This is a genomic window from Mesorhizobium sp. P2_A8 (assembly GCF_056404935.1).
This window is the reverse complement of record NZ_JBFUDB010000004.1, coordinates 428,052-447,179: the sequence shown is the minus strand read 5'-3', so window position 1 is coordinate 447,179 and position 19,128 is coordinate 428,052. Positions and strand designations below refer to the sequence as shown.

General features: G+C 63.6%; 14 protein-coding genes. 3 read left to right on the top strand and 11 right to left on the bottom strand.

Translation table 11 applies throughout. From position 1 onward, the window contains the following. Positions 1–48 precede the first annotated feature (48 nt). The 3 genes from AC1D10_RS14590 to AC1D10_RS14580 form a co-directional block, all read right to left on the bottom strand. Positions 49–798, bottom strand: a complete 750-nt coding sequence (locus AC1D10_RS14590; RefSeq protein ID WP_477272816.1) for an enoyl-CoA hydratase-related protein — start codon at positions 796–798, stop codon at positions 49–51. A gap of 14 nt (positions 799–812) precedes the next feature. After that, the gene (locus tag AC1D10_RS14585; RefSeq protein WP_477272814.1) at positions 813–1,451 is read right to left on the bottom strand and encodes an acyl-homoserine-lactone synthase; all 639 of its coding nucleotides are present in this window, start codon (positions 1,449–1,451) and stop codon (positions 813–815) included. Positions 1,452–1,548: 97 nt separating this feature from the next. Next, positions 1,549–2,280, bottom strand: a complete 732-nt coding sequence (locus AC1D10_RS14580; RefSeq protein ID WP_477272812.1) for a helix-turn-helix transcriptional regulator — start codon at positions 2,278–2,280, stop codon at positions 1,549–1,551. Positions 2,281–2,538: 258 nt separating this feature from the next. On the opposite strand from AC1D10_RS14580, the gene AC1D10_RS14575 reads away from it, so the two are divergent. Beyond that, positions 2,539–3,387 (top strand): transporter substrate-binding domain-containing protein, encoded by an 849-nt coding sequence (locus AC1D10_RS14575; protein ID WP_477272810.1) that lies wholly within the window; start codon positions 2,539–2,541, stop codon positions 3,385–3,387. A gap of 16 nt (positions 3,388–3,403) precedes the next feature. Here AC1D10_RS14575 and AC1D10_RS14570 read toward each other — a convergent pair whose 3' ends face one another. Further along, positions 3,404–3,817, bottom strand: a complete 414-nt coding sequence (locus AC1D10_RS14570) for a tellurite resistance TerB family protein (RefSeq protein ID WP_477272808.1) — start codon at positions 3,815–3,817, stop codon at positions 3,404–3,406. A 172-nt stretch (positions 3,818–3,989) separates the two neighbouring features. On the opposite strand from AC1D10_RS14570, the gene AC1D10_RS14565 reads away from it, so the two are divergent. Next, positions 3,990–5,636: a lysine--tRNA ligase gene (locus AC1D10_RS14565; RefSeq protein ID WP_477272806.1), complete on the top strand. Its 1,647-nt coding sequence runs from the start codon at positions 3,990–3,992 to the stop codon at positions 5,634–5,636. Here the strand turns inward: AC1D10_RS14565 and AC1D10_RS14560 are convergent. The 7 genes from AC1D10_RS14560 to AC1D10_RS14530 all read right to left on the bottom strand — a co-directional run bounded on the left by AC1D10_RS14560 (position 5,602) and on the right by AC1D10_RS14530 (position 14,524). Further along, positions 5,602–6,453, bottom strand: coding sequence for a thermonuclease family protein (locus tag AC1D10_RS14560; protein WP_477272804.1), 852 nt, complete (start codon positions 6,451–6,453; stop codon positions 5,602–5,604). The genes AC1D10_RS14565 and AC1D10_RS14560 overlap by 35 nt on opposite strands. Positions 6,454–6,462: 9 nt before the next feature. Further along, complete coding sequence (locus AC1D10_RS14555; RefSeq protein WP_477272802.1) at positions 6,463–7,113, bottom strand: S24 family peptidase; 651 nt, start codon at positions 7,111–7,113, stop codon at positions 6,463–6,465. Between the two features lie 192 nt (positions 7,114–7,305). Beyond that, complete coding sequence (locus tag AC1D10_RS14550; protein WP_477272799.1) at positions 7,306–9,525, bottom strand: 3-hydroxyacyl-CoA dehydrogenase NAD-binding domain-containing protein; 2,220 nt, start codon at positions 9,523–9,525, stop codon at positions 7,306–7,308. 14 nt (positions 9,526–9,539) lie between these two features. Next, on the bottom strand, positions 9,540–10,748 hold the full coding sequence (locus tag AC1D10_RS14545; protein WP_477272797.1) for an acetyl-CoA C-acetyltransferase: 1,209 nt from the start codon (positions 10,746–10,748) through the stop codon (positions 9,540–9,542). A gap of 31 nt (positions 10,749–10,779) precedes the next feature. Continuing rightward, positions 10,780–11,952, bottom strand: coding sequence for an acyl-CoA dehydrogenase family protein (locus AC1D10_RS14540; protein ID WP_477272795.1), 1,173 nt, complete (start codon positions 11,950–11,952; stop codon positions 10,780–10,782). A gap of 50 nt (positions 11,953–12,002) precedes the next feature. Then, positions 12,003–13,793, bottom strand: coding sequence for an acyl-CoA dehydrogenase (locus tag AC1D10_RS14535; RefSeq protein ID WP_477272793.1), 1,791 nt, complete (start codon positions 13,791–13,793; stop codon positions 12,003–12,005). A 269-nt stretch (positions 13,794–14,062) separates the two neighbouring features. Further along, positions 14,063–14,524: a MerR family transcriptional regulator gene (locus AC1D10_RS14530; RefSeq protein WP_477273113.1), complete on the bottom strand. Its 462-nt coding sequence runs from the start codon at positions 14,522–14,524 to the stop codon at positions 14,063–14,065. Between the two features lie 455 nt (positions 14,525–14,979). Here AC1D10_RS14530 and AC1D10_RS14525 point away from each other — a divergent pair, with 455 nt between their 5' ends. Beyond that, positions 14,980–18,975: a peptidoglycan-binding protein gene (locus tag AC1D10_RS14525; protein ID WP_477272791.1), complete on the top strand. Its 3,996-nt coding sequence runs from the start codon at positions 14,980–14,982 to the stop codon at positions 18,973–18,975. Positions 18,976–19,128: the final 153 nt, after the last annotated feature.

The window sequence follows — 19,128 nt, the reverse complement described above, 5'->3', positions numbered from 1 at the left end:
GCGCCGCGCAGCCAGAGGCCGCGCGGCGATGCTTTTTTCTCGCGGCTCCTAAGCTACCAGCCGGGCAATGCGCTGCAGGCGACGCAGCGTGGTGTCATCCTGCAGCGCCTGCTGGAAGAGCGAAATCTCCTGGTCGATGCGGTCGCACAGGGCGCCGGTGTTGCCCTTGAGCAGGCCGCGTGTCTGAAGCAAGGCGGCGACCGGCTTCTTGACAAGCTGTCTCGCCCTGCCGAGGGCCGCTTCCTCGACGCTGCCTCCCGGCACGATCTCGGCGACGAGGCCGAGCGCCCTTGCGTCCTCGGCGCGAAGCGTGTCGCCGAGGCAGAAGAAGCGGAAAGCACCGGCATAACCGAGCTTCTGCGGCGCCAGGATGCTGGTCGCCGCATCCGGCACCAGGCCGAAATCGACGAACGGGACCCGGAACGTGCTTTGATCGGACGCAATCACCATGTCGCAATGGAACAGGATCGTGCAACCGACGCCGACGGCATCGCCATCGACGCAGGCAAGGATGGGCTTCGGAAACGTCGCCAGCGTGCGGAACAGATCGGTGACGGCGGCGATCAGTTTCTGGTGCTTGGTGGCGTCGAGGAATTCGGAGAAATCGCCGCCGAGACAGAAGCAGCCTGCCAGGCCGCGCAGCACGACGACGCGGACCTCCTCATTGTCGGCGGCTTCGTGGAAGGTCTTCGCCAGGCTTTCGTAGGCTCTCCTGTCCAGCACCGGCCGGCCGTCATTTGAGGACACGGTGACGATCAGCGTGTGGTTGCGGAGTTCGGGTTGCGGGTGTGCGCCCATGACTGCCTCCGATCTCATGACGCGCGCCTCTGTCCGAGCATGTCGGGATATCCCCTGGCAAGCACGGGGGCAAAATGATTGCGGCGCGAACGCACCACATCGAGCGTGTGCTCGTTGAAGGTAAGCAGGGTGGCGACGACCTGCTGGTTGCCATAGGTGCGCTGATAGCCCAGCGGCGTCGCCAGAAAATGCAGCTGCAATGCACGCAGCACCCACATCGGCTCGAACTCGATGATCATCTGGTTGACGTCGCGCTTCAGCCCCCACTCGACGAAGCCGGCAATCAGCTCGGTGCCGACAGTCGACACACCGCGACGGCCATCGCGGTAACCGGGAGCGACCGCATAACGGGTCAACTCGTAGATGCTCGGTCCGGAGGGTGGCGTTCCCTCAAAGAGATCGGTCAGCACCTCGGTCAGAAGATGCCCGCGTGTCGTCGGCAAGAGCCTCTGGTAGCCTGCGACTTCACTGCCCCTGATGACGATTTGATGGACGGCTTCGTCATGATCGAACTGATCGCATTCGAGCCCGTCGGGGCGCCTGAGATCATCCCATCCCATCTCCTCGACGAATATCTTGTAGCGCAGGCGATGGACGGCCTCCCAAAGGTCTGGACGTTCCATCAATTCTTGGGTTGAAAGAGAAAAAAGCATACCGTCATCTCCTGGTTCCAGAGGAAGATACGGCCGTGCTTCGATGAGAAAAGTGCGTGATCGCGTAGGTTAGAATTGCTAGGCCGGCACGGCCGACCTAACTAATGTAGCCGCGCCTTATCGCTTCCGCGACGGCCTGCACCCGGTTGACGGCACCAAGTTTGCTTTTGGCGTTAAGAAGATGTTTCTCCGAGGTGTGTTCGGAGATGCCGAGGATTTGCGAAATCTCCCATTCGGACTTGCCGACGGCGGCCCATTGCAGGCATTCGCGTTCGCGCGGCGTCAATACGATATGATCGATGGTCTTGTCCGCCATCGTGTGGAGCTGCATGGCGCGGCCGACCGCATAGGTCGACACCAGCGACACCAGGCCGAACTCGGCCGCCGACAATTCGACTGCCTCGCCGCCCAGCGACACCATGACGATCTGGCCATCGAGTGTGATCAGCGGGAAGGCCAGTCCGTCGCGCAACTTGAACACGCCGGCATCGCCCATCACTTCGCCGCTGCCCTTGTCGATGCGGCCGCCCTGCGAGGCTTCGCGCCACTGGAACGGCGCCTGCAACTGCTTCATGTGGCTGACGACCGGGTCGTGATCGACATAGTTGCGCGCGACATAGCGCTCCAGCCACTCAACAGGCCAGTCACAGAGAAGCACATGCTGCTTTTGCTGGCCGGCCGGCGTGCCCGGCTGCGGCACGGTTCCCGCCATCAGCGCGGTGAGGCCGAAATCCGACGTTATGCCCAGCAGCTTTTCACAGACTGCCGCCGCCGTTCCGGCGTGCTGTAGCTGATCTATGTATTCCAGCGTGCGATCGAACTGACCCATCGCAACATCAACCCCATGTTGCCTCATGCATTGAGACCGATGGTCCATGCCTGGTTTGCATTTCGCCACGGTCCACGGATTGCAAAGCGCTCGTTTCCGGTTGTGGTTCTCAACCCTGGTCCCCCCACCAAGGCAGCCACTGCTATTTGCAATCCCCCTAAAGCATACCCTGAAATCGACGCTTTGAAATCAAAAAGCATTGTACCTGTGTCATTTTCGTACCAAAACCCTGCCAACGCGACTGCGGCGGAGTATATCGTGGCGTTCCATTGGAGGTTGGCTCTTGCGTCGGTGCTGGTCGGAGCGCTGTCGGTCGCTGGTGCCGCGCGCGCCGCCCAGCCGCAGGTTCCGGTGCTGTGGGATGCCAAGGAGCGGTTGCCGAAGCCGGACCTTTCGGCGCTGCCCCGGTTGCGATTCCTGACCACCACGGATTTCCCGCCCTTCAATTTCCTCGACGGTACAGGAAAGCTGTCCGGTTTTCACATCGATCTGGCGCGTGCCATCTGCGCCGAACTCGGCATTGTCGACAAATGCCAGATCCAAGCCTTGCCCTGGGCCGAGCTGGAGACTGCGCTGCAGAAAGGCGAAGGCGAGGCGATCATCGCCGGCATCGCCGCGACACCGGAATCGCGCTCGACATACGCCTTCTCACGCTCCTACCTGCAGTTCCCGGCACGCTTCGTCGTGCCGAAGAGCAAGGCGCTGGTCGAACCGGTCTTCGACAAGCTGCGCGGCAAGCGTGTCGGCGTGGTCGCCGGCTCGGCGCATGAGCGCATGCTGCGCGACTATTTCAACACCGTTCAGATCGTCCCCTTCGACAGGCCGGAAGATCTCTATGCCGATCTCAAGGCCGGCAAACTCGACGCCGCCTTCGGCGATGGCATGCGCCTGGCCTTCTGGCTTGGGGGCTCGGACGCGGCGGGCTGCTGCCGCTTTGCCGGCGGTCCTTATCTGGCGCCCGAATACCTGGGGTCGGGCATGGCCATCGCCACCAGGGCGGACGACCCGGCGTTGGCCGCAGCACTCGACTACGCGCTGCAGGAGATCTCGATGAAAGGCACGTTCGCCGAATTCTATTTGCGCTATTTTCCGGTCAGTTTTTTCTAGGCGAACACAGAGCCGACTAGGTCAAAGTACGCAGCCGCGCCTTGGCGGCGCGGCCGATGGCAGCGACAGTCAGCGTGTCGAGATCGAGCTGACGCCGGATGAGCTGCAGCACCCGCACTTCTTCCATGCGCATTTCGAGATCGACGGCGGCCACTTCGAAGGCGGCTGCATAGGCGGTGTCACGCAAGCGCTCGGGCAGAACCTCGGCAACCCGCGCAAGAACGCCTTCCAGCCCGTCCTTTTCTAGCAGCATCTGCTGGCAAGCCTGGGCGACGCCGACCAGCCGGTCGTGGTTGAAATCCTCGAACACCGGCCATGAGCGGACGACCTCGCCGATTCGTGCCAGTTCGACATCGGTCATGTCGCGATCGGAGGCCGAGGTGATGACCATCAGGTAGATCAGCGCTTCATGCGGCGTCGGCAACGACATTCTTTTCTCCTTGAATGGGCTCCGAAAGTAGGAACGCAGTATCTGCACCGCAAGGAAAAAGCGTTGCACGCGTTGACGCTCCGGCGATGCACGCCTAGAGACCGGTTGAAAACCCCTGCTCCGGCCCCTCTTCGAATGATCTGGCCCGGCGAATGATTTGGAAAACAGTGACATGGCGGGATCAAACATCATCGATCTCAATCCCGAGCTGCTGGCGGCTGCGACCGAGAGCAAGGCATGGCCGTTCGAGGAAGCCAAGAAGATCATCGAACGCTACAAAGGCACCGACTTTCCCGAAACAATCCTGTTCGAGACCGGTTACGGACCGTCCGGCCTGCCGCATATCGGCACCTTCGGCGAGGTGGCGCGCACGTCGATGGTGCGGCATGCCTTCCGCGTCCTGACGCAGGACAAGGTTGCGACCAAGCTGCTGTGCTTTTCCGACGACATGGACGGCATGCGCAAGATACCCGACAGCGTGCCGGATCGCGCAGCGCTGGAGCAGCACCTGCACAAGCCGCTGTCGTCGGTCCCCAACCCTTTCGGCGGCGACTACGCGAGCTTTGCCGATCACAACAACGCGATGCTTTGCCGCTTCCTAGACACGTTCGGCTTCGACTACGAGTTCGCCAGCGCGACGCAATATTACAAGTCGGGCCGCTTCGACACGATGCTGCTGCGCGCGGCCGAACGCTATGACCAGATCATGGCGGTGATGCTGCCAACGCTCGGCCCCGAGCGGCAGGCGACCTACAGCCCGTTCCTGCCGATTTCGCCGAAGAGCGGCCGCGTGCTGTACGTGCCGATGAAGCATGTCGACGCCAAGGCCGGCACCGTCACCTTCGACGACGAGGGCACCGAGACCACACTTTCGATCACCGGCGGCAGGGTGAAGCTGCAGTGGAAGCCGGATTTCGGCATGCGCTGGGCAGCGCTTGGCGTCGATTTCGAGATGTTCGGCAAGGACCATCAGACCAATGCGGTGGTCTATGACCGCATCTGCAACATTCTGGGCGGGCGCGCGCCGGAGCATTTCGTCTACGAACTGTTCCTGGACGAGAACGGCCAGAAGATCTCGAAGTCGAAGGGCAACGGGTTGACCATCGACGAGTGGCTGACCTATGCGCCGACAGAAAGCCTAGGGCTCTATATGTACCAGCGGCCGCGGCAGGCCAAGAAACTGTATTTCGACGTCATCCCGAGGGCGGTGGACGAGTATTACACTTTCCTTGCCGCCTATATCAGGCAGGACTGGAAGGAGCGGCTCGGCAACCCGGTCTGGCATATGCATGACGGCAACCCGCCTGCCATCGACATGCCGGTGCCGTTCTCGCTGCTGCTCAATCTGGTCAGCGCCTCCAACGCGCAGAACAAGGATGTGCTGTGGGGCTTCATTTCGCGCCATACCCAAGGCGTGACGCCAAAGACGCATCCCGAGCTCGACCAGCTGGTCGGCCACGCGATCCGCTATTTCGACGATTTCGTGAAGCCGACGAAAACCTTCCGCCCGGCCGACGAGGTCGAGCGCGAAGCGCTGGCAGCCCTCGACACGGCGCTTGGCGCGCTGCCGGCAGACGCCAACGGCGAAGCGATCCAGAACGCTTCGCTCAACGTCGCGCGCAGGATCGAACGCTATCAGGATCATTCCAAACAGAGCCCGGAAGGCGGGCCCGGCGTATCGGGCGCCTTCTTCCAGATGATCTACCAGGTGCTGATCGGCCAGGAGCGCGGCCCGCGCTTCGGCTCGTTCGCGGCGCTCTATGGCATTGCCGAGACGCGGGCGCTCATTGAGCGGGCGCTGGCTGGTCAGTTGGCTTGAGCACGCCGTCGACCTCTTCCAGGATCGAGCTCGGCGCCTGAGGCGCCGGGCTCGGTGCGGCCGGCATCGCCGGCATGCCGGACAGGTTCGGCGCCAATCCAAAAATGCCTTTCTTCGCTGTGCGGGCCTTGTCGCCGGCCTCGACATAGGGCCCACCCTTGGCGGCCCGCGCCCAGCCGTTCTCGACCAACCATTGGCCGACATCCTGCTTGCCGATCCGGCATTCGGCGGCGATCAGGTCGCGACCGCCCTCGGGCGGCACGGTACAGACCACCGCCCGACCGCGCAGGAAGGCGCGGAACGCTGTCCGCGCCCGGACGCCGCACGGCCAGGATTTGCCGTCATCGCTACAGGTCTCGTCCTGCCTGACGACGTCGACGCCGGAAACCGCGACCGAATAGCCCTTCGCCTGGATCAGGCCGGCAGCCGGCGCAACCGGCTGGAACAGCTTTGTCCCGTTCCAGTCGTCGGGCATTTTCGGCTTGGGCGGCACGGCCAGCGCCAGCTTGCTCAACGGCGCGCGCGGCTCGACACGCTCAAGTCCCTCGGCGGGCAGTTCAGGTGGCGCGATAGTTTCGGGATCGATCGCCCTCGAATGTGGCGCCGGCTTTGGCGGCTGCGGGGTTGATATGGCTGAGGTGACCGGCTCTTCGGGCACCGTCCCGGCGCCCTCCTGCGGGAGCGTATCGGTGCCCGGATCAACCTGATCCACCGTGATCACACTTTCGCTTCCTTTCAGCGCGCGACCGCCAGCGACGACGATCGCCGCCATCACAGGGACCATCAGAACCGCCAGGGCAAGATGAGGGAGCCGCACCGGCCGGGCCTACTGGCTTGCCCAGACGATCCGCGCCACCCATTCGACATCGCGCATGGGAATGTCGCGGTCCGGATGATCGGGATTGAGCGAGACCAGCGCAATCGACTTGACGGTCTGGCGCTCGAGCACCTTGGCCATCACCTCGCCGGCGGTGGTCTTGACGACGACGCGATCGCCCTTGCGGGTGACGGCGCCCGGCTCGACGATGAGAACGTCGCCATTGCGGTAGAGCGGGAGCATGGAATCACCTTGCACCTGCAGCGCATAGGAGCTCTCGGTCGATTGCGCCGGCAGCTCAACCAGATCCCAGCCCTGCCCGGCCGGAAAGCCCGCATCGTCGAAGAAGCCGCCGGCGCCGGCCTGGGCAAAGCCGAGCAACGGCACGGAGCGTATGCGGGCGACCGATGCGGCCTGGACGGATCCGGCGCGGCCTTCGATCAGGCCGGTGAATTCGTCGAGGGAAGCGCCCGTCGCCTCGATGATCTTGGCCAGCGATTCGGTCGAAGGCCAGCGCGGGCGGCCGTCCGACGACAGACGTTTCGACTTGTTGAAGGCGGTCGAATCGAGCCCCGCGCGCCGGGCCAGGCCCGAAGCCGACAGCGAATAGCGTTCGGCGAGAGCATCTATGGCAGCCCAGACACGGTCATGCGAGAGCAATCTCGCTCTCCCTCTAAACAGGAAAAAATGCCTCTTCCTGTCTAACGCGCCACCGCCGCGATGTCCACCGGGTGCGGCCGGATCGCCAACAAAACTCTGTGCGGCCATAACAGCGCAACCCGCCCTGGCGTGCTTTGCGCGGCCGAAGAACGCGCGGCACTGTAGTCACGCCCAGACATACATCGGCTGGCGTCAGGCCGCCTGCTTCACGGCACCCTTGGCGTAGGGATCGAAGCGCTGGTAGAAGGTCTCGCCCTTCTCGGCCATGTCGAGCAGCAGCCTGGGCGCCTTGAATTCGGCGCCGTATTTCTTCTGCAGGCTCTTGGCGATCTTGACGAATGCCTTGGCGCCGATGCCGTCGATATAAGACAGCGCGCCGCCGGTGTAGGGCGCGAAGCCGAAGGCCAGGATCGAGCCGACATCGGCCTCGCGCGGATCGGTGACGATGCCCTCTTCCATCACCCGCGCCGCTTCCAGCGCGATGGTGACCAGAAGCCGCTGCTGCAGCTCCTCGTAATCGACCTTCTCCGGTGCCAGCTGCGGATAGAGGTCCTTGAGCCCCGGCCACAGCTTCTTCTTGGCCGGCTTGGCGGGATAGTCGTAAAAACCCTTGCCGTTCTTGCGGCCGAAGCGGCCATGGGTATCGACCAGGGTGTTGATCAGCGCCATCTGCTTCTGGTCGACGGCCTTGTCGCCGAGATCGCGCATGGTCTGCTTCATGATTTTCTGCGCGAGGTCGATGGCCGTTTCGTCGGTGAGCGCCAGTGGGCCAACCGGCATGCCGGCGGCCTTTGCCGCGTTCTCGATCATTGGCGCAGGTACGCCTTCGATCAGCATCTTGTAGGCTTCCGACATGTAGCGCAGCACGCAGCGGTTGACGTAGAAGCCGCGCGTATCGTTGACGACGATTGGCGTCTTCTTGATGGCACGGACGAAGTCGATCGCGGTGGCCAACGCCTTGTCACCGGTCTTCTTGCCCAGAATGATCTCGACCAGCATCATCTTGTCGACCGGCGAAAAGAAGTGGATGCCGATGAAGTTTTTCGGCCGCGCCGAATTCTTGGCCAGCGACGAGATCGGGATGGTCGAGGTGTTGGACGCAAAGATCGCTGACGGCTTCAGCACGGCTTCCGCCTGTTCGGTGGCGCTCTTCTTGACGGCGGAATCCTCGAACACCGCTTCGACCACCAGATCGCAGCCGGCGAGATCGGCATAGTCGGCCGTCGGCGTGATCAGCGACAGCAACTTGTCCTTCTCCTCGGGCTTGGCGCGGCCCTTCTTCACCTGATCCGAGGCCAGGCTGTCGGAATGCGCCTTGCCCTTGGCGGCCGACTCCATGTCACGGTCGAGCAGCACCACCGGAATACCCGCCTTGGCGGTGACATAGGCAATGCCGGCGCCCATGAAGCCGGCGCCGAGAATGCCGATCTTCTTGAACCTGGTTTCCGGCACTGCGGCCGGACGACGCGCGCCCTTGTTCAGCTCCTGCAGCGAGACGAACAGCGAGCGGATCATCGCCGCCGCTTCCTTGGTCTGCATGATCTCGGTGAAATAGCGCTGCTCGATGCGCAGCCCGGTGTCGAACGGCACCAGCAGGCCTTCATAGACGCATTTCAGGATCGCGGCAGCGGCAGGATAGTTGCCATAGGTCTCTCGACGCAGGATGGCGATGGCCGGCGGCCAGAGATTGGCGCCCGCCACTGAATAGATCGGACCGCCGGGCAGCTTGAAGCCCTTCTCGTCCCACGGCGCCACTGGCTTCAGGCCGTTCCTGATCATCGCCTTGGCGGTGTCGACCAGCCTGGCCGGCTCGGCGATCTCATGGATCAGGCCCATCGACTTGGCCTTCTGCGGCGACAGCGTCTGACCGGAGGTCAGCATCTGCAGGGCCTGCTGCTGATCGGTTAGCCGCGGCACGCGCTGGGTGCCGCCGGCGCCCGGGAAGATGCCGATCTTCACCTCGGGAAGCGCCATCTTGACCTTGTCGCTATCGGCCGCGACACGGCCGTGGCAAGCGAGTGACAATTCGAAGGCGCCGCCCATGCAGGTGCCGTTGATCGCCGACACCCAGGGCTTGCCCGACGTCTCAAGCTTGCGGAACAGGCCGGTCATATAGCCGGCATTGTCGAAAAGCGCTCTGGTGGCCTTTTCGACATCCTTTTCCTTTTCGGCGGCGAAGGTGGTCAGCATCTTCTGAAGCAAGGTGATGTCGGCGCCGCCGGAGAAGCTGTCCTTGCCGGAGGTGATCACTGCGCCCTTGATGGCGGCGTCACCCGCCACCTTGTCGACGATGGCGTTCAGTTCCAGCATCGCCTCTTCGGTGAAGACATTCATCGACCGGCCCGGCATGTCCCAGGTGAGCAGCGCGATGCCATCGGTATCGATGTCGAGGGTGAAATTGGTGTAGCTCATCGCTTCTCTCCCCGTCAGACGCGTTCGATGATCGTTGCGGTGCCCATGCCGGCACCGATGCACAACGTCACCAAAGCGGTGTTCAAATCGCGGCGCTCGAGTTCGTCAAGCACCGTGCCGAAGATCATCGCGCCGGTGGCGCCGAGCGGATGACCCATGGCGATGGCGCCGCCGTTGACGTTGATCTTGTCGTGCTCGATATCGAAAGCCTGCATGTAGCGCAGCACGACAGAAGCGAAGGCCTCGTTGAGCTCGAACAGATCGATGTCGGACAGCTTCATCTTGGCGCGCTTCAACAGCTTCTCGGTGACGTCGACCGGACCGGTCAGCATCAGCACCGGTTCGGAGCCGATGTTGGCGAAGGTGCGGATGCGGGCGCGCGGCTTCAGCCCCATCGCCTTGCCGGCCTTCTTCGAGCCGAGCAGCACGGCGGCGGCGCCGTCGACGATGCCGGACGAATTGCCGGCATGGTGGACGTGGTTGACCTCTTCCACCTCGGGGTGCTTCTGCACGGCAACGGCATCGAAGCCGCCCATTTCGCCAGGCATGACGAAGGACGGGTTGAGCGAGGCCAGCGACTGCATGTCGGTTGACGGGCGCATATGCTCGTCATGGTCGAGGATGGTCAGGCCGTTCTGGTCCTTGATCGGAATGACGGAATTCTTGAAACGGCCATCGGCCCAGGATCTTGCCGCGCGCTTCTGGCTCTCGACCGCATAGGCGTCGACGTCGTCGCGCGAGAAGCCGTATTTGGTGGCGATCAGGTCGGCCGAGATGCCTTGCGGCACGAACCAGCCGGGCAGGCCGACGGATGGATCCATGAACCAGGCGCCGCCGGAGGCGCCCATGCCAACGCGCGACATCGATTCGACGCCGCCGGCGATGACGATCTCATCGGCGCCTTGCGCGATCTTGGCGGCGCCGAAATTGATGGCGTCGAGGCCGGACGCACAGAAGCGCGAGATCTGCATGCCGGGCGCCTTGGTGTCATAGCCGGCCTCGAAAGCGGCGGCGCGCGGAATGACCGAACCCGCCTCGCCGACCGGATCGACGCAGCCGAAGATGATGTCATCGACTGTGCCGGTGTCGAGCCCATTGCGGTCGCGCAACGCTTCGAGTGTCTTGGCAGCAAGCCGCACCGCCGGCACCTCGTGCAGCGATCCGTCCTTCTTGCCCTTGCCGCGCGGCGTGCGCACGGCATCATAGACATAAGCTTCGGCCATTTTTTTGCTCCTTGGGTTTATCGAACGCAGCTCAGAGCGAGCGTCCGATCAGCAATTTCATGATCTCGTTGGTGCCGCCGTAGATGCGCTGGACGCGAGCGTCGCGGAACATGCGGGCGATCGGATATTCATTCATGTAGCCATAGCCGCCATGCAATTGAAGGCATTCATCGACGACCCTTCCCTGCAGGTCGGACAGCCAGTACTTGGCCATCGATGCGGTCACCGGATCGAGGCCGCCGGCGATGTGGCGGGTCACACAATCATTGTAGAAGACACGGCCGATGGTCGCTTCGGTCTTCAGCTCGGCCAGCTTGAACTGGGTATTCTGGAACTCGATGATCGCCTTGCCGAACGCCTTGCGTTCCTTGACGTAGTCGATGGTCAGCGCCAGCGCTCGCTCGATCATGGCGATCGCCCCGGTGCCGATCTGCAGCCGCTCCTGCGGCAATTGCTGCATCAGTTGGACAAAGCCCTGTCCTTCCTCATGGCCGAGCAGATTGGAGGTCGGCACGCGCATGTCGTTGAAGAACAGCTCCGAGGTGTCGTTGGCCTTCAGCCCGATCTTGTCGAGGTTGCGGCCGCGCTGGAAGCCTTCGACCTCATCGGTCTCGACGACGATCAGCGAGGTGCCCTTGGCGCCCTTCTCCGGATCGGTCTTGGTGACGACGATGATGAAGTTGGCAAGCTGGCCATTGGTGATGAAGGTCTTGGAGCCGTTGATCTTGTACTGGTTGCCATCCTTTTCGGCCCGCGTCTTGACGCCTTGCAGGTCGGAGCCGGCACCGGGCTCGGTCATGGCGATGGCGCCGATCAGTTCGCCGGTCGCCAGCTTCGGCAGCCATTTCTTCTTCTGCTCTTCCGAACCGTAGTGAAGGACGTAAGGGGCGACGATCGAATTGTGCAGGCCGATGCCGAAACCGTCGACACCGACATGGCCGATGGCCTCGATGATGGCGCTCTCATGCGCGAAGGTACCGCCGGAGCCGCCATATTCCTCCGGCATCGAGGCGCAGAGCAGGCCGGCAGCGCCGGCCTTGCGCCAGCTCTCGCGGTCGACCATCTCGTTCTTCTCGAATTCGTCGTAGCGCGGCGCGATCTCCTCCGACATGAAGCGGTGCGCCATGTCGTAGAGCATGCCGACCTCATCCGCCGCCCAGGCGGGCTTCGGCAAAGAGAGCACTTCGGCGGGATTTGTCGCCACGATTTCCTCCGCATATCGACAGACAGGACCGGCGGTGCCGGCGTTCGAGCTTAGAACGCTTCCGCCGGCAGAGCCATCAGCGTATCGGCACCGCTCGAAATGCGGGCGAGGTGAGCGCCGGTCTCCGGCATGATCCGCTCCATGAAGAAGCGCGCCGTCACAACCTTGTTGTCGTAGAAGGACTGGGAACCGTTGGCGCCCGTTTTGCCAAGTGCCGCCTTCGCCATCTGCGCCCACATATAACCCAGCGCCACAAGGCCGAAGAGATGCATGAAATCGGTCGAGGCAGCGCCCGCATTGTCGGGCTTGGCCATGCCGTTCTGCAGCAGCCACATGGTCGCCGCCTGCAGATCGTTGAGGCCCTTCTTCAGGGCCTTGGTGAAGGGCGCCATCTTCTCGTCGGAGCGGTTTTCCTCGCAGAATTCGCCGACCTCCTTGAAGAAGGCCTGCACGGCGCGGCCGCCATTCAAACCGAGCTTGCGGCCGACGAGGTCGAGCGCCTGGATGCCGTTGGCGCCTTCATAGATCATGGCAATGCGGGCATCGCGCACGAACTGGCTCATGCCGTGTTCTTCGATATAGCCGTGACCGCCGAACACCTGCTGCGCCATGACGGCGTGGTCGAACCCCTTGTCGGTGAGCACGCCCTTGACCACCGGTGTCATCAGGCCGGTGTAGTCGTCGGCGGCCTGGCGGTCCTTGTCGTCAGCGGAGCGGTGGGCGATGTCGGACTTGATCGCCGTCCACAGCGCCAGCGCGCGGCCTGCTTCGTTGAAAGCCTTCATGGTCATCAGGCTGCGGCGGATGTCGGGATGGACGATGATCGGGTCGGCTTTCTTGTCCGGCGCCTTCGGCCCCGACAGCGAGCGGCCCTGCAAGCGGTCCTTGGCGTAGGCGACGGCGTTCTGATAGGCGATCTCCGACAGGGACAGCCCTTGCAGGCCGACGCCGAGCCGCGCCTCGTTCATCATCGTGAACATCGCCTTCAAGCCACCATTGGCCTCGCCGAGCAGCGTGCCTTCGGCCTCGTCATAGTTCATGACGCAGGTCGAATTGCCGTGGATGCCCATCTTCTCCTCGATCGAACCGCAGGAGACGGTGTTCCTCTTGCCCGGCTTGCCCGATGCATCGAGCTTGAGCTTCGGCACGATGAACAGCGAGATGCCCTTGACTCCTTCTGGCGCGCCTTCGATGCGGGCCAGCACCAGATGGACGATGTTGTCCGACATGTCGTGCTCGCCGGCCGAGATGAATATCTTCTGGCCTGAAATCTTGTAGGTGCCGTCGCCATTCGGCACCGCCTTGGTGCGCAGCAGGCCAAGATCGGTACCGCAATGCGGCTCGGTCAGGTTCATGGTGCCGGTCCAGGCACCCTCGACCATCTTCGGCAGCCATTGGGCTTTCTGCTCGTCGGTGCCGTGGGTGATGATCGCCGCGATCGCGCCTTGCGTCAGGCCAGGATACATCATCAGCGACATGTTGGCCGACACCATGTATTCGGCGACAGCGGTGTGCACGGCGTAGGGCAGGCCCTGGCCGCCGAACTCGACCGGTGCGGCCAGACCCATCCAGCCACCCTCACGATACTGGTCGAAAGCCTCCTTGAAGCCTTTCGGCGTCGTCACCGAGCCGTCGTCATGGCGGACGCAGCCTTCCATGTCGCCGACACGGTTCAGCGGATGCATGACGTTTTCGGCGAGCTTGGCGCCTTCGGCGAGGATGGCCTCCAGCACATCGGGCGTGGCATCGGCAAATCCGGGAAGGTTCGAATAGCGCTGGTAGCCCAGCACCTCGTTGAGCACGAACAGCGTGTCCTGGACCGGGGCCCTGTATGTCGGCATGCTTTTTCTCCACCCTGCAGACCTGGTCCGAAAGCCCCCCAAGTCAGCCAGGGGCGGCATACGGACTTATGTTGGGGTCGGGATAGCAAAAATTGACGTTTGCGTAAACGTCAATTTTTTCGATGCGACAAGATTTCCCGCCCGCCGCGTGCAGCGAAGCGTAGCTGTGCGACGTCGCACACGCCAGCGCTGCATGGGCGTGGCCAAGACAACGAAAAGCCGCGCGGCAGGGCCACGCGGCTTTGATAGTCAGACAATCAGCGGATGACTTAACCCGCGACGCTCGCCTGCGGCGCCGAACGATCAGCCAGCATCTGGCGCACCGCCGACATCGAGCCGCTCAGTTCATTGATGGCGTCATCGATCAGCGCCCGCTGCTTCTGCAGGCGGGCAAGCTGCTTTTCCGACTTGTCCAGCGCCAGCCGCAACTGCTTGGTGTTGGAGCCGGTCGGATCGTAGAGGTCCATCATCTGCTTGACGTCGCGCAGCGAGAAGCCGACCTTGCGGCCAAGCAGGATCAGCTTCAGCCGGGCCTTGTCGCGGCGCGTGTAGAGACGGGTCGAACCGTCGCGCTGCGGGTTGAGCAGGCCCTTGTCTTCATAGAAACGCAGCGTGCGCAGCGTCACTCCATATTTCTTGGCCATCTCGCCGATGCGGACAAGGTCCTCGCTGGTTTCGACAGTCATATTGTTGGTATTGGCCGCGGTCTCGCCGGCCGAGATAAGCTTCATGGTCACTGGCTTTCCCCGTCTGGTGGCGTCGCGGTCCTTGACCGTGCGTCGCCTGACTGGAAGCGGGGGCTTGCTTCCGGTCGTGGTTTCAACAAACAAATCGCAAACAGCACGCTCGATGCGCCTTTTACGTTTACGTCAATTCTATACCGATAGCCGCCTCATGACGCAAGGGCGTTCTGCGCGCCGAGCTTTATGCCGCACCGTCAGGCCGGCATCCAACATCCTTGCAACTTCTTAAGTTTGGTTAACGCGTTGTTTACCACGTTGGGCGAAATGTGGGCGCGTCGGCTACCCGTGTTTATCCTGTATCGAATTTTTCACGGTTTTTCGGAGCGCGGGTGAGAACCCGGGAAGCTAGTCTTCCGCTGCGGCCTAGCCGCTGTCGCCTCGTTCCGACAGGGACTTGGGGGAACCTGGCCGCGAGCCAGCCATTCTGAAAGACGGACGCAACGATGAACAACAAGCGGTCCTATCTCGACACACTCAACGCCGGCAGGCAGCGCAGGCCGCAGACCACGCTCGAGCAGTTGAACCGTTCCCTCGAAACGCTGGAGCAGCGGCTGGAGCGGACGCGCGAGGACCCGATGGCACGTCCGGATCCCCGCCAACACGGCACCGACGCGCGCTATCCCGCTGCCCACCCCACCGGCCAGCAGCGCTGGTATGAGGATCCGCAGCCGGCGCCGCGCCAGAAGAGCCCGATGCAGCCCGCCGCCGCTTTCGAGCAGAATTATCAGGCCATTGCCCGCGACATCGATCGCGTGCGCGGCCAGGAAGACGGCGTTGCCATGGTCGGCAAGATCGCCGGCGAGTTGCGCGGCATGCGCGAGGAACTGCGCCACCAGATGACGGCCGGGCTGCAGCGGGAATTCGAAGCGCTGCGCAATGACATCGAGCGGGCTTTCCAGTCAGGCGCCAAGCCCGGCGCCTCGACCAAGGGCAGCGCCGAACTCGGCCTTGAATTCGAGCGGCTTTCCGGCGCCATCCAGACCCTGGCCGAGAAAAGTGATGACAGAAGCGTCAACATGCTGCGGCTCGAGCTCGAGCAGGTCAAAGCCGCGCTTGACACACTGGCGCGCGAGGAGAGCGTGCAGAAGGTCGACCGCCGCTGGGACGATTTCGATCGCCGCTGGACAGCCTTCGAGGATCGCGTCGACGCCGATCAGCGGAAGCGCTCGGACGACCCTGGCCTGTCTGTTCTGACCGACCGGCTGGAGCAGATCAGCAATGCCGTCAACAACCTGCCGGAATCGCTGTCGCTGCGTTCGCTCGAGGAAAAGGTGCGCACGCTCGCCGGCGCCGTCGACCATTTCGCCAGCCAGCAGGACAATCGCGGCAGCGACACGCTTGGCATGATCGACGAGCGGCTGGACGAGATTTCCCGCGCCATCGTCGCCTCGACGGTCGCGGCGCAAGCCAATTCATTCGACCACGAAGCCTTCGAGCGCATCGAGAGGCGGATCGACTCGCTTGCCCAGCAGATCGAGGAGGTGGCGCAGGACCGTCCCGGCAATGCGGTCATGGACCGGCTGAGCACGCTATCGAGCCGTGTCGACGAGCTCGCCGGCCGCGCCAACCTGCCCGAGCAGGCGATGGAGCGCCTGGCCAAGCAGATCGCCCTCATCGCCGACAAGATCGACCAGGCGCCGGCCATGCCTGACGCCGACTATATCTTCCACGGACTGGAGCAACGCTTCGACGTGCTGTCGGGCATGATGGAACGCCGGCAGGGTGACGCCATCGAACAGGGCAACATGCTGTTTCGCGATCTCGAACGACGGTTGGACGAGGTTGCCGACAGGCTGGACCAGCGCATGCCGCAAGTCGACAGCGCCGGCATCATGGAAGCCATCGACGCTCGCTTCACCGCGCTGGCCAAGCGCATCGAAACGCGTGTTCCCGATCCTGCAGGCGAAGCGGCGATCCGGGGCCTAGAGAGCCGGCTCGAAGACATCTCAAGCCGGCTGGACGCGTCGGCCGCGCAGGTGGCCGGCATCGATCCGGCGCTCATCCGCAGCCTGGAGGCGCAGGTCGCCGGTCTGTCCCTACACCTTTCAAAGCCCAGCACGCCGCTGCCGGAATTCGAGGACATCAGCCCGCGTCTCGACGAGATCGAAAAGTCGCTGGCCGGAACCCGCGATTCCATCCTCGGCGCGGCGCGCGAAGCAGCCGAGAACGCTGTGCATTCGCTGGCCGGTTCGAGCGCCAACACGATGGCCGTTTCCGGCCTCGCCCAGGATCTGAAGACGCTTGAAACACTGACGCGGCGCTCGGACGAGCGCAATTCGAGAACGTTCGAGGCCATCCACGACACGCTGCTCAAGATCGTCGACAGGCTGGGTTCGCTAGAACCCGGCGAGCCGGTCGAGGCGGTGAGCGAACTCCTGGATGCGGCGTCTGTCGAACCGAACAGCCGGCGCGGCGCGCGGCGCTCCAAGATGGCCGTCGATGCCCCGTCGATGGATATCGATCACCCGATGCCGCTGACCGAAGACATGGCCGATCTCGATGGCCGCGCCGCTGCCATCCTGCGCAATGAGCCGGGTTCGCGAAATGAACCGGTCATGCGCAGCGACCCGGGCACGCGCTCGCCGGCCGAGGCCGCCGCTGCCGCGGCCATGGCTGCTCTCAGCTCCGACACGATCGCCGAGAAAAGTGAACAGGCAGGCGGACGCAAATCGTTGTTCGGCGGGCTGGCACGTGCATTCAAGGGCAAGAAGGAGGCGGACATTCCACCGCTGGCCGGCTCGGCGCCGACTGCCTCGATCCCGAGTGTCGACCTCGACGAACCGCTTGACCCGAAAATGGCCAACCGGCCGCTGGAGCCCGGTTCCGGCGCACCTGATCTCAATGCCATCATGAAGCGCGTGCGTGACGAGCGCGGCCAGCCGGCCAAGCCCAGCGAAACCGATGCCGCCAAGTCGGACTTCATTGCCGCCGCCCGGCGTGCGGCGCAGGCCGCTGCCGCCGAAGCCGATGCCCTGAAGCGGCAATCGACGATGACCGGACCGGTGAAGGCGCTGCGGATCGGCGACCTGCTCAAGGCGCGGCGCAAGCCGATCCTGATGGCGGCCGCCGCAATCATGCTGGCGCTTGCCGGCCTGCAGCTGGGCAAGGCTTTCTTCGCCGATCCGGCGCAGGTGGCGAGTAACGACGCCGCGCCGATCGTCGCCCCGCAACCGGTGCAAACCGCCTCGGTGGACGCCCCAGCCCAGCCGAAAAAGGACGTTCAGCCCTCAGCGGTGGAAAGCGCACCGGCCCGTGCCGTCAGACAGGCCGAGCCGTCCGAACCGGCAACCAAGGATGACATGGCCGCGCAAGGTACGATGGCCACGCCGCCAACCATCGAGCCGTCGATGGATGCCGCGCCTCCCGCGGAGTCGGTTCCCGCGCCTGTTGCGTCGACCACGCCCGCCGATGCGAACGCGGCGGCGTCCGACACGTCAGCTTCAGCGGGTTCGGCCCCGACTGCCGCGACCGCCGCGCAAGCGAGCGACGCCGATACCGAGCCAATGGCGGCCGAGCCGACCACCGCCAAGGACACGACAGGCGCGGTTCCGCCGGCGGATGCTTCGCCGGCGGCCACGGCCAAGATCGACATTCCCACCGACGTCGGCCCAGTCGCATTGCGCGATGCCGCCGGCAATGGCGACGCCAAGGCGTTGTTCGAGATCGGTTCGCGCTACGCCGAGTCGCGCGGCGTCAAGGAAGACTTGGCGGCAGCCGCCAAATGGTACGAAAAATCAGCGGAGCTCGGCTTCGCGCCGGCCGAATACCGCATTGGCAATTTCTACGAGAAGGGCATCGGCGTCGCGCGCGATATCAAGAAAGCGAAGACCTGGTACCAGCTCGGCGCCGAGCAGGGCAACGCCAGCGCCATGCACAATCTGGCCGTGCTGTTCGCCATGGCCGCGGATGGTGTCACCGACAATGAATCGGCTGCGCACTGGTTCCAGGCGGCCGCCCACGTCGGCGTCAAGGACAGCCAGTTCAACCTCGGCATCCTCGCCGCCAAGGGCGTCGGCATGAAGCAGAACCTCGAGGAATCCTACAAATGGTTCGCCCTCGTCGCCAAGACCGGCGACAAGGATGCAGCGGCCAAGCGCGACGAGATCGCCAATGCTTTGCGGCCCGAGCAGCTCGAACGCGCCCGCGCCGCGGCCGAACTGTGGAAGGCCAAGCCGCTGGATGCGGCAGCCAACTCGGCCGACATTCCCGAATCCTGGCAGGACGGCACGCCGCAGACGACCGCCAGCATCGACATGAAGAAGGCCGTCCAGAACATCCAGCGCATTCTCAACAAGAATGGCTACGATGCGGGCGACGCCGACGGCAAGATGGGCGAGAAGACGAAGACCGCGATCATGGCTTTCCAGACCGACAACAAGATGCCGGCGACCGGCGCGGTCGATGAAAAACTGGTCAAGGCGCTGCTGGCGCGCAAATAACGGCAGATGCGTCGCTTCCACGACGCCCTTGCCACACATTTGCCTGTTAACTGATTGAGATGTTTTTTGTTTCGGCGGCGCGACGCGTTTGACTTCGTTGCACCTCCAGCGCAAGACCAAATTGGCTTGTCGGGTTCAAGATGCCCGCAACGG

Bases quoted from the DNA above. Each gene is read 5' to 3' on its own strand.
- AC1D10_RS14585 (WP_477272814.1), bottom strand. From the start codon at position 1,451: ATGCTTTTTTCTCTTTCAACCCAAGAATTGATGGAACGTCCAGACCTT.
- AC1D10_RS14550 (WP_477272799.1), bottom strand. From the start codon at position 9,525: ATGAGCTACACCAATTTCACCCTCGACATCGATACCGATGGCATCGCG.
- AC1D10_RS14545 (WP_477272797.1), bottom strand. From the start codon at position 10,748: ATGGCCGAAGCTTATGTCTATGATGCCGTGCGCACGCCGCGCGGCAAG.
- AC1D10_RS14590 (WP_477272816.1), bottom strand. From the start codon at position 798: ATGGGCGCACACCCGCAACCCGAACTCCGCAACCACACGCTGATCGTC.
- AC1D10_RS14565 (WP_477272806.1), top strand. From the start codon at position 3,990: ATGGCGGGATCAAACATCATCGATCTCAATCCCGAGCTGCTGGCGGCT.
- AC1D10_RS14525 (WP_477272791.1), top strand. From the start codon at position 14,980: ATGAACAACAAGCGGTCCTATCTCGACACACTCAACGCCGGCAGGCAG.
- AC1D10_RS14570 (WP_477272808.1), bottom strand. From the start codon at position 3,817: ATGTCGTTGCCGACGCCGCATGAAGCGCTGATCTACCTGATGGTCATC.
- AC1D10_RS14530 (WP_477273113.1), bottom strand. From the start codon at position 14,524: ATGAAGCTTATCTCGGCCGGCGAGACCGCGGCCAATACCAACAATATG.
- AC1D10_RS14580 (WP_477272812.1), bottom strand. From the start codon at position 2,280: ATGGGTCAGTTCGATCGCACGCTGGAATACATAGATCAGCTACAGCAC.
- AC1D10_RS14535 (WP_477272793.1), bottom strand. From the start codon at position 13,793: ATGCCGACATACAGGGCCCCGGTCCAGGACACGCTGTTCGTGCTCAAC.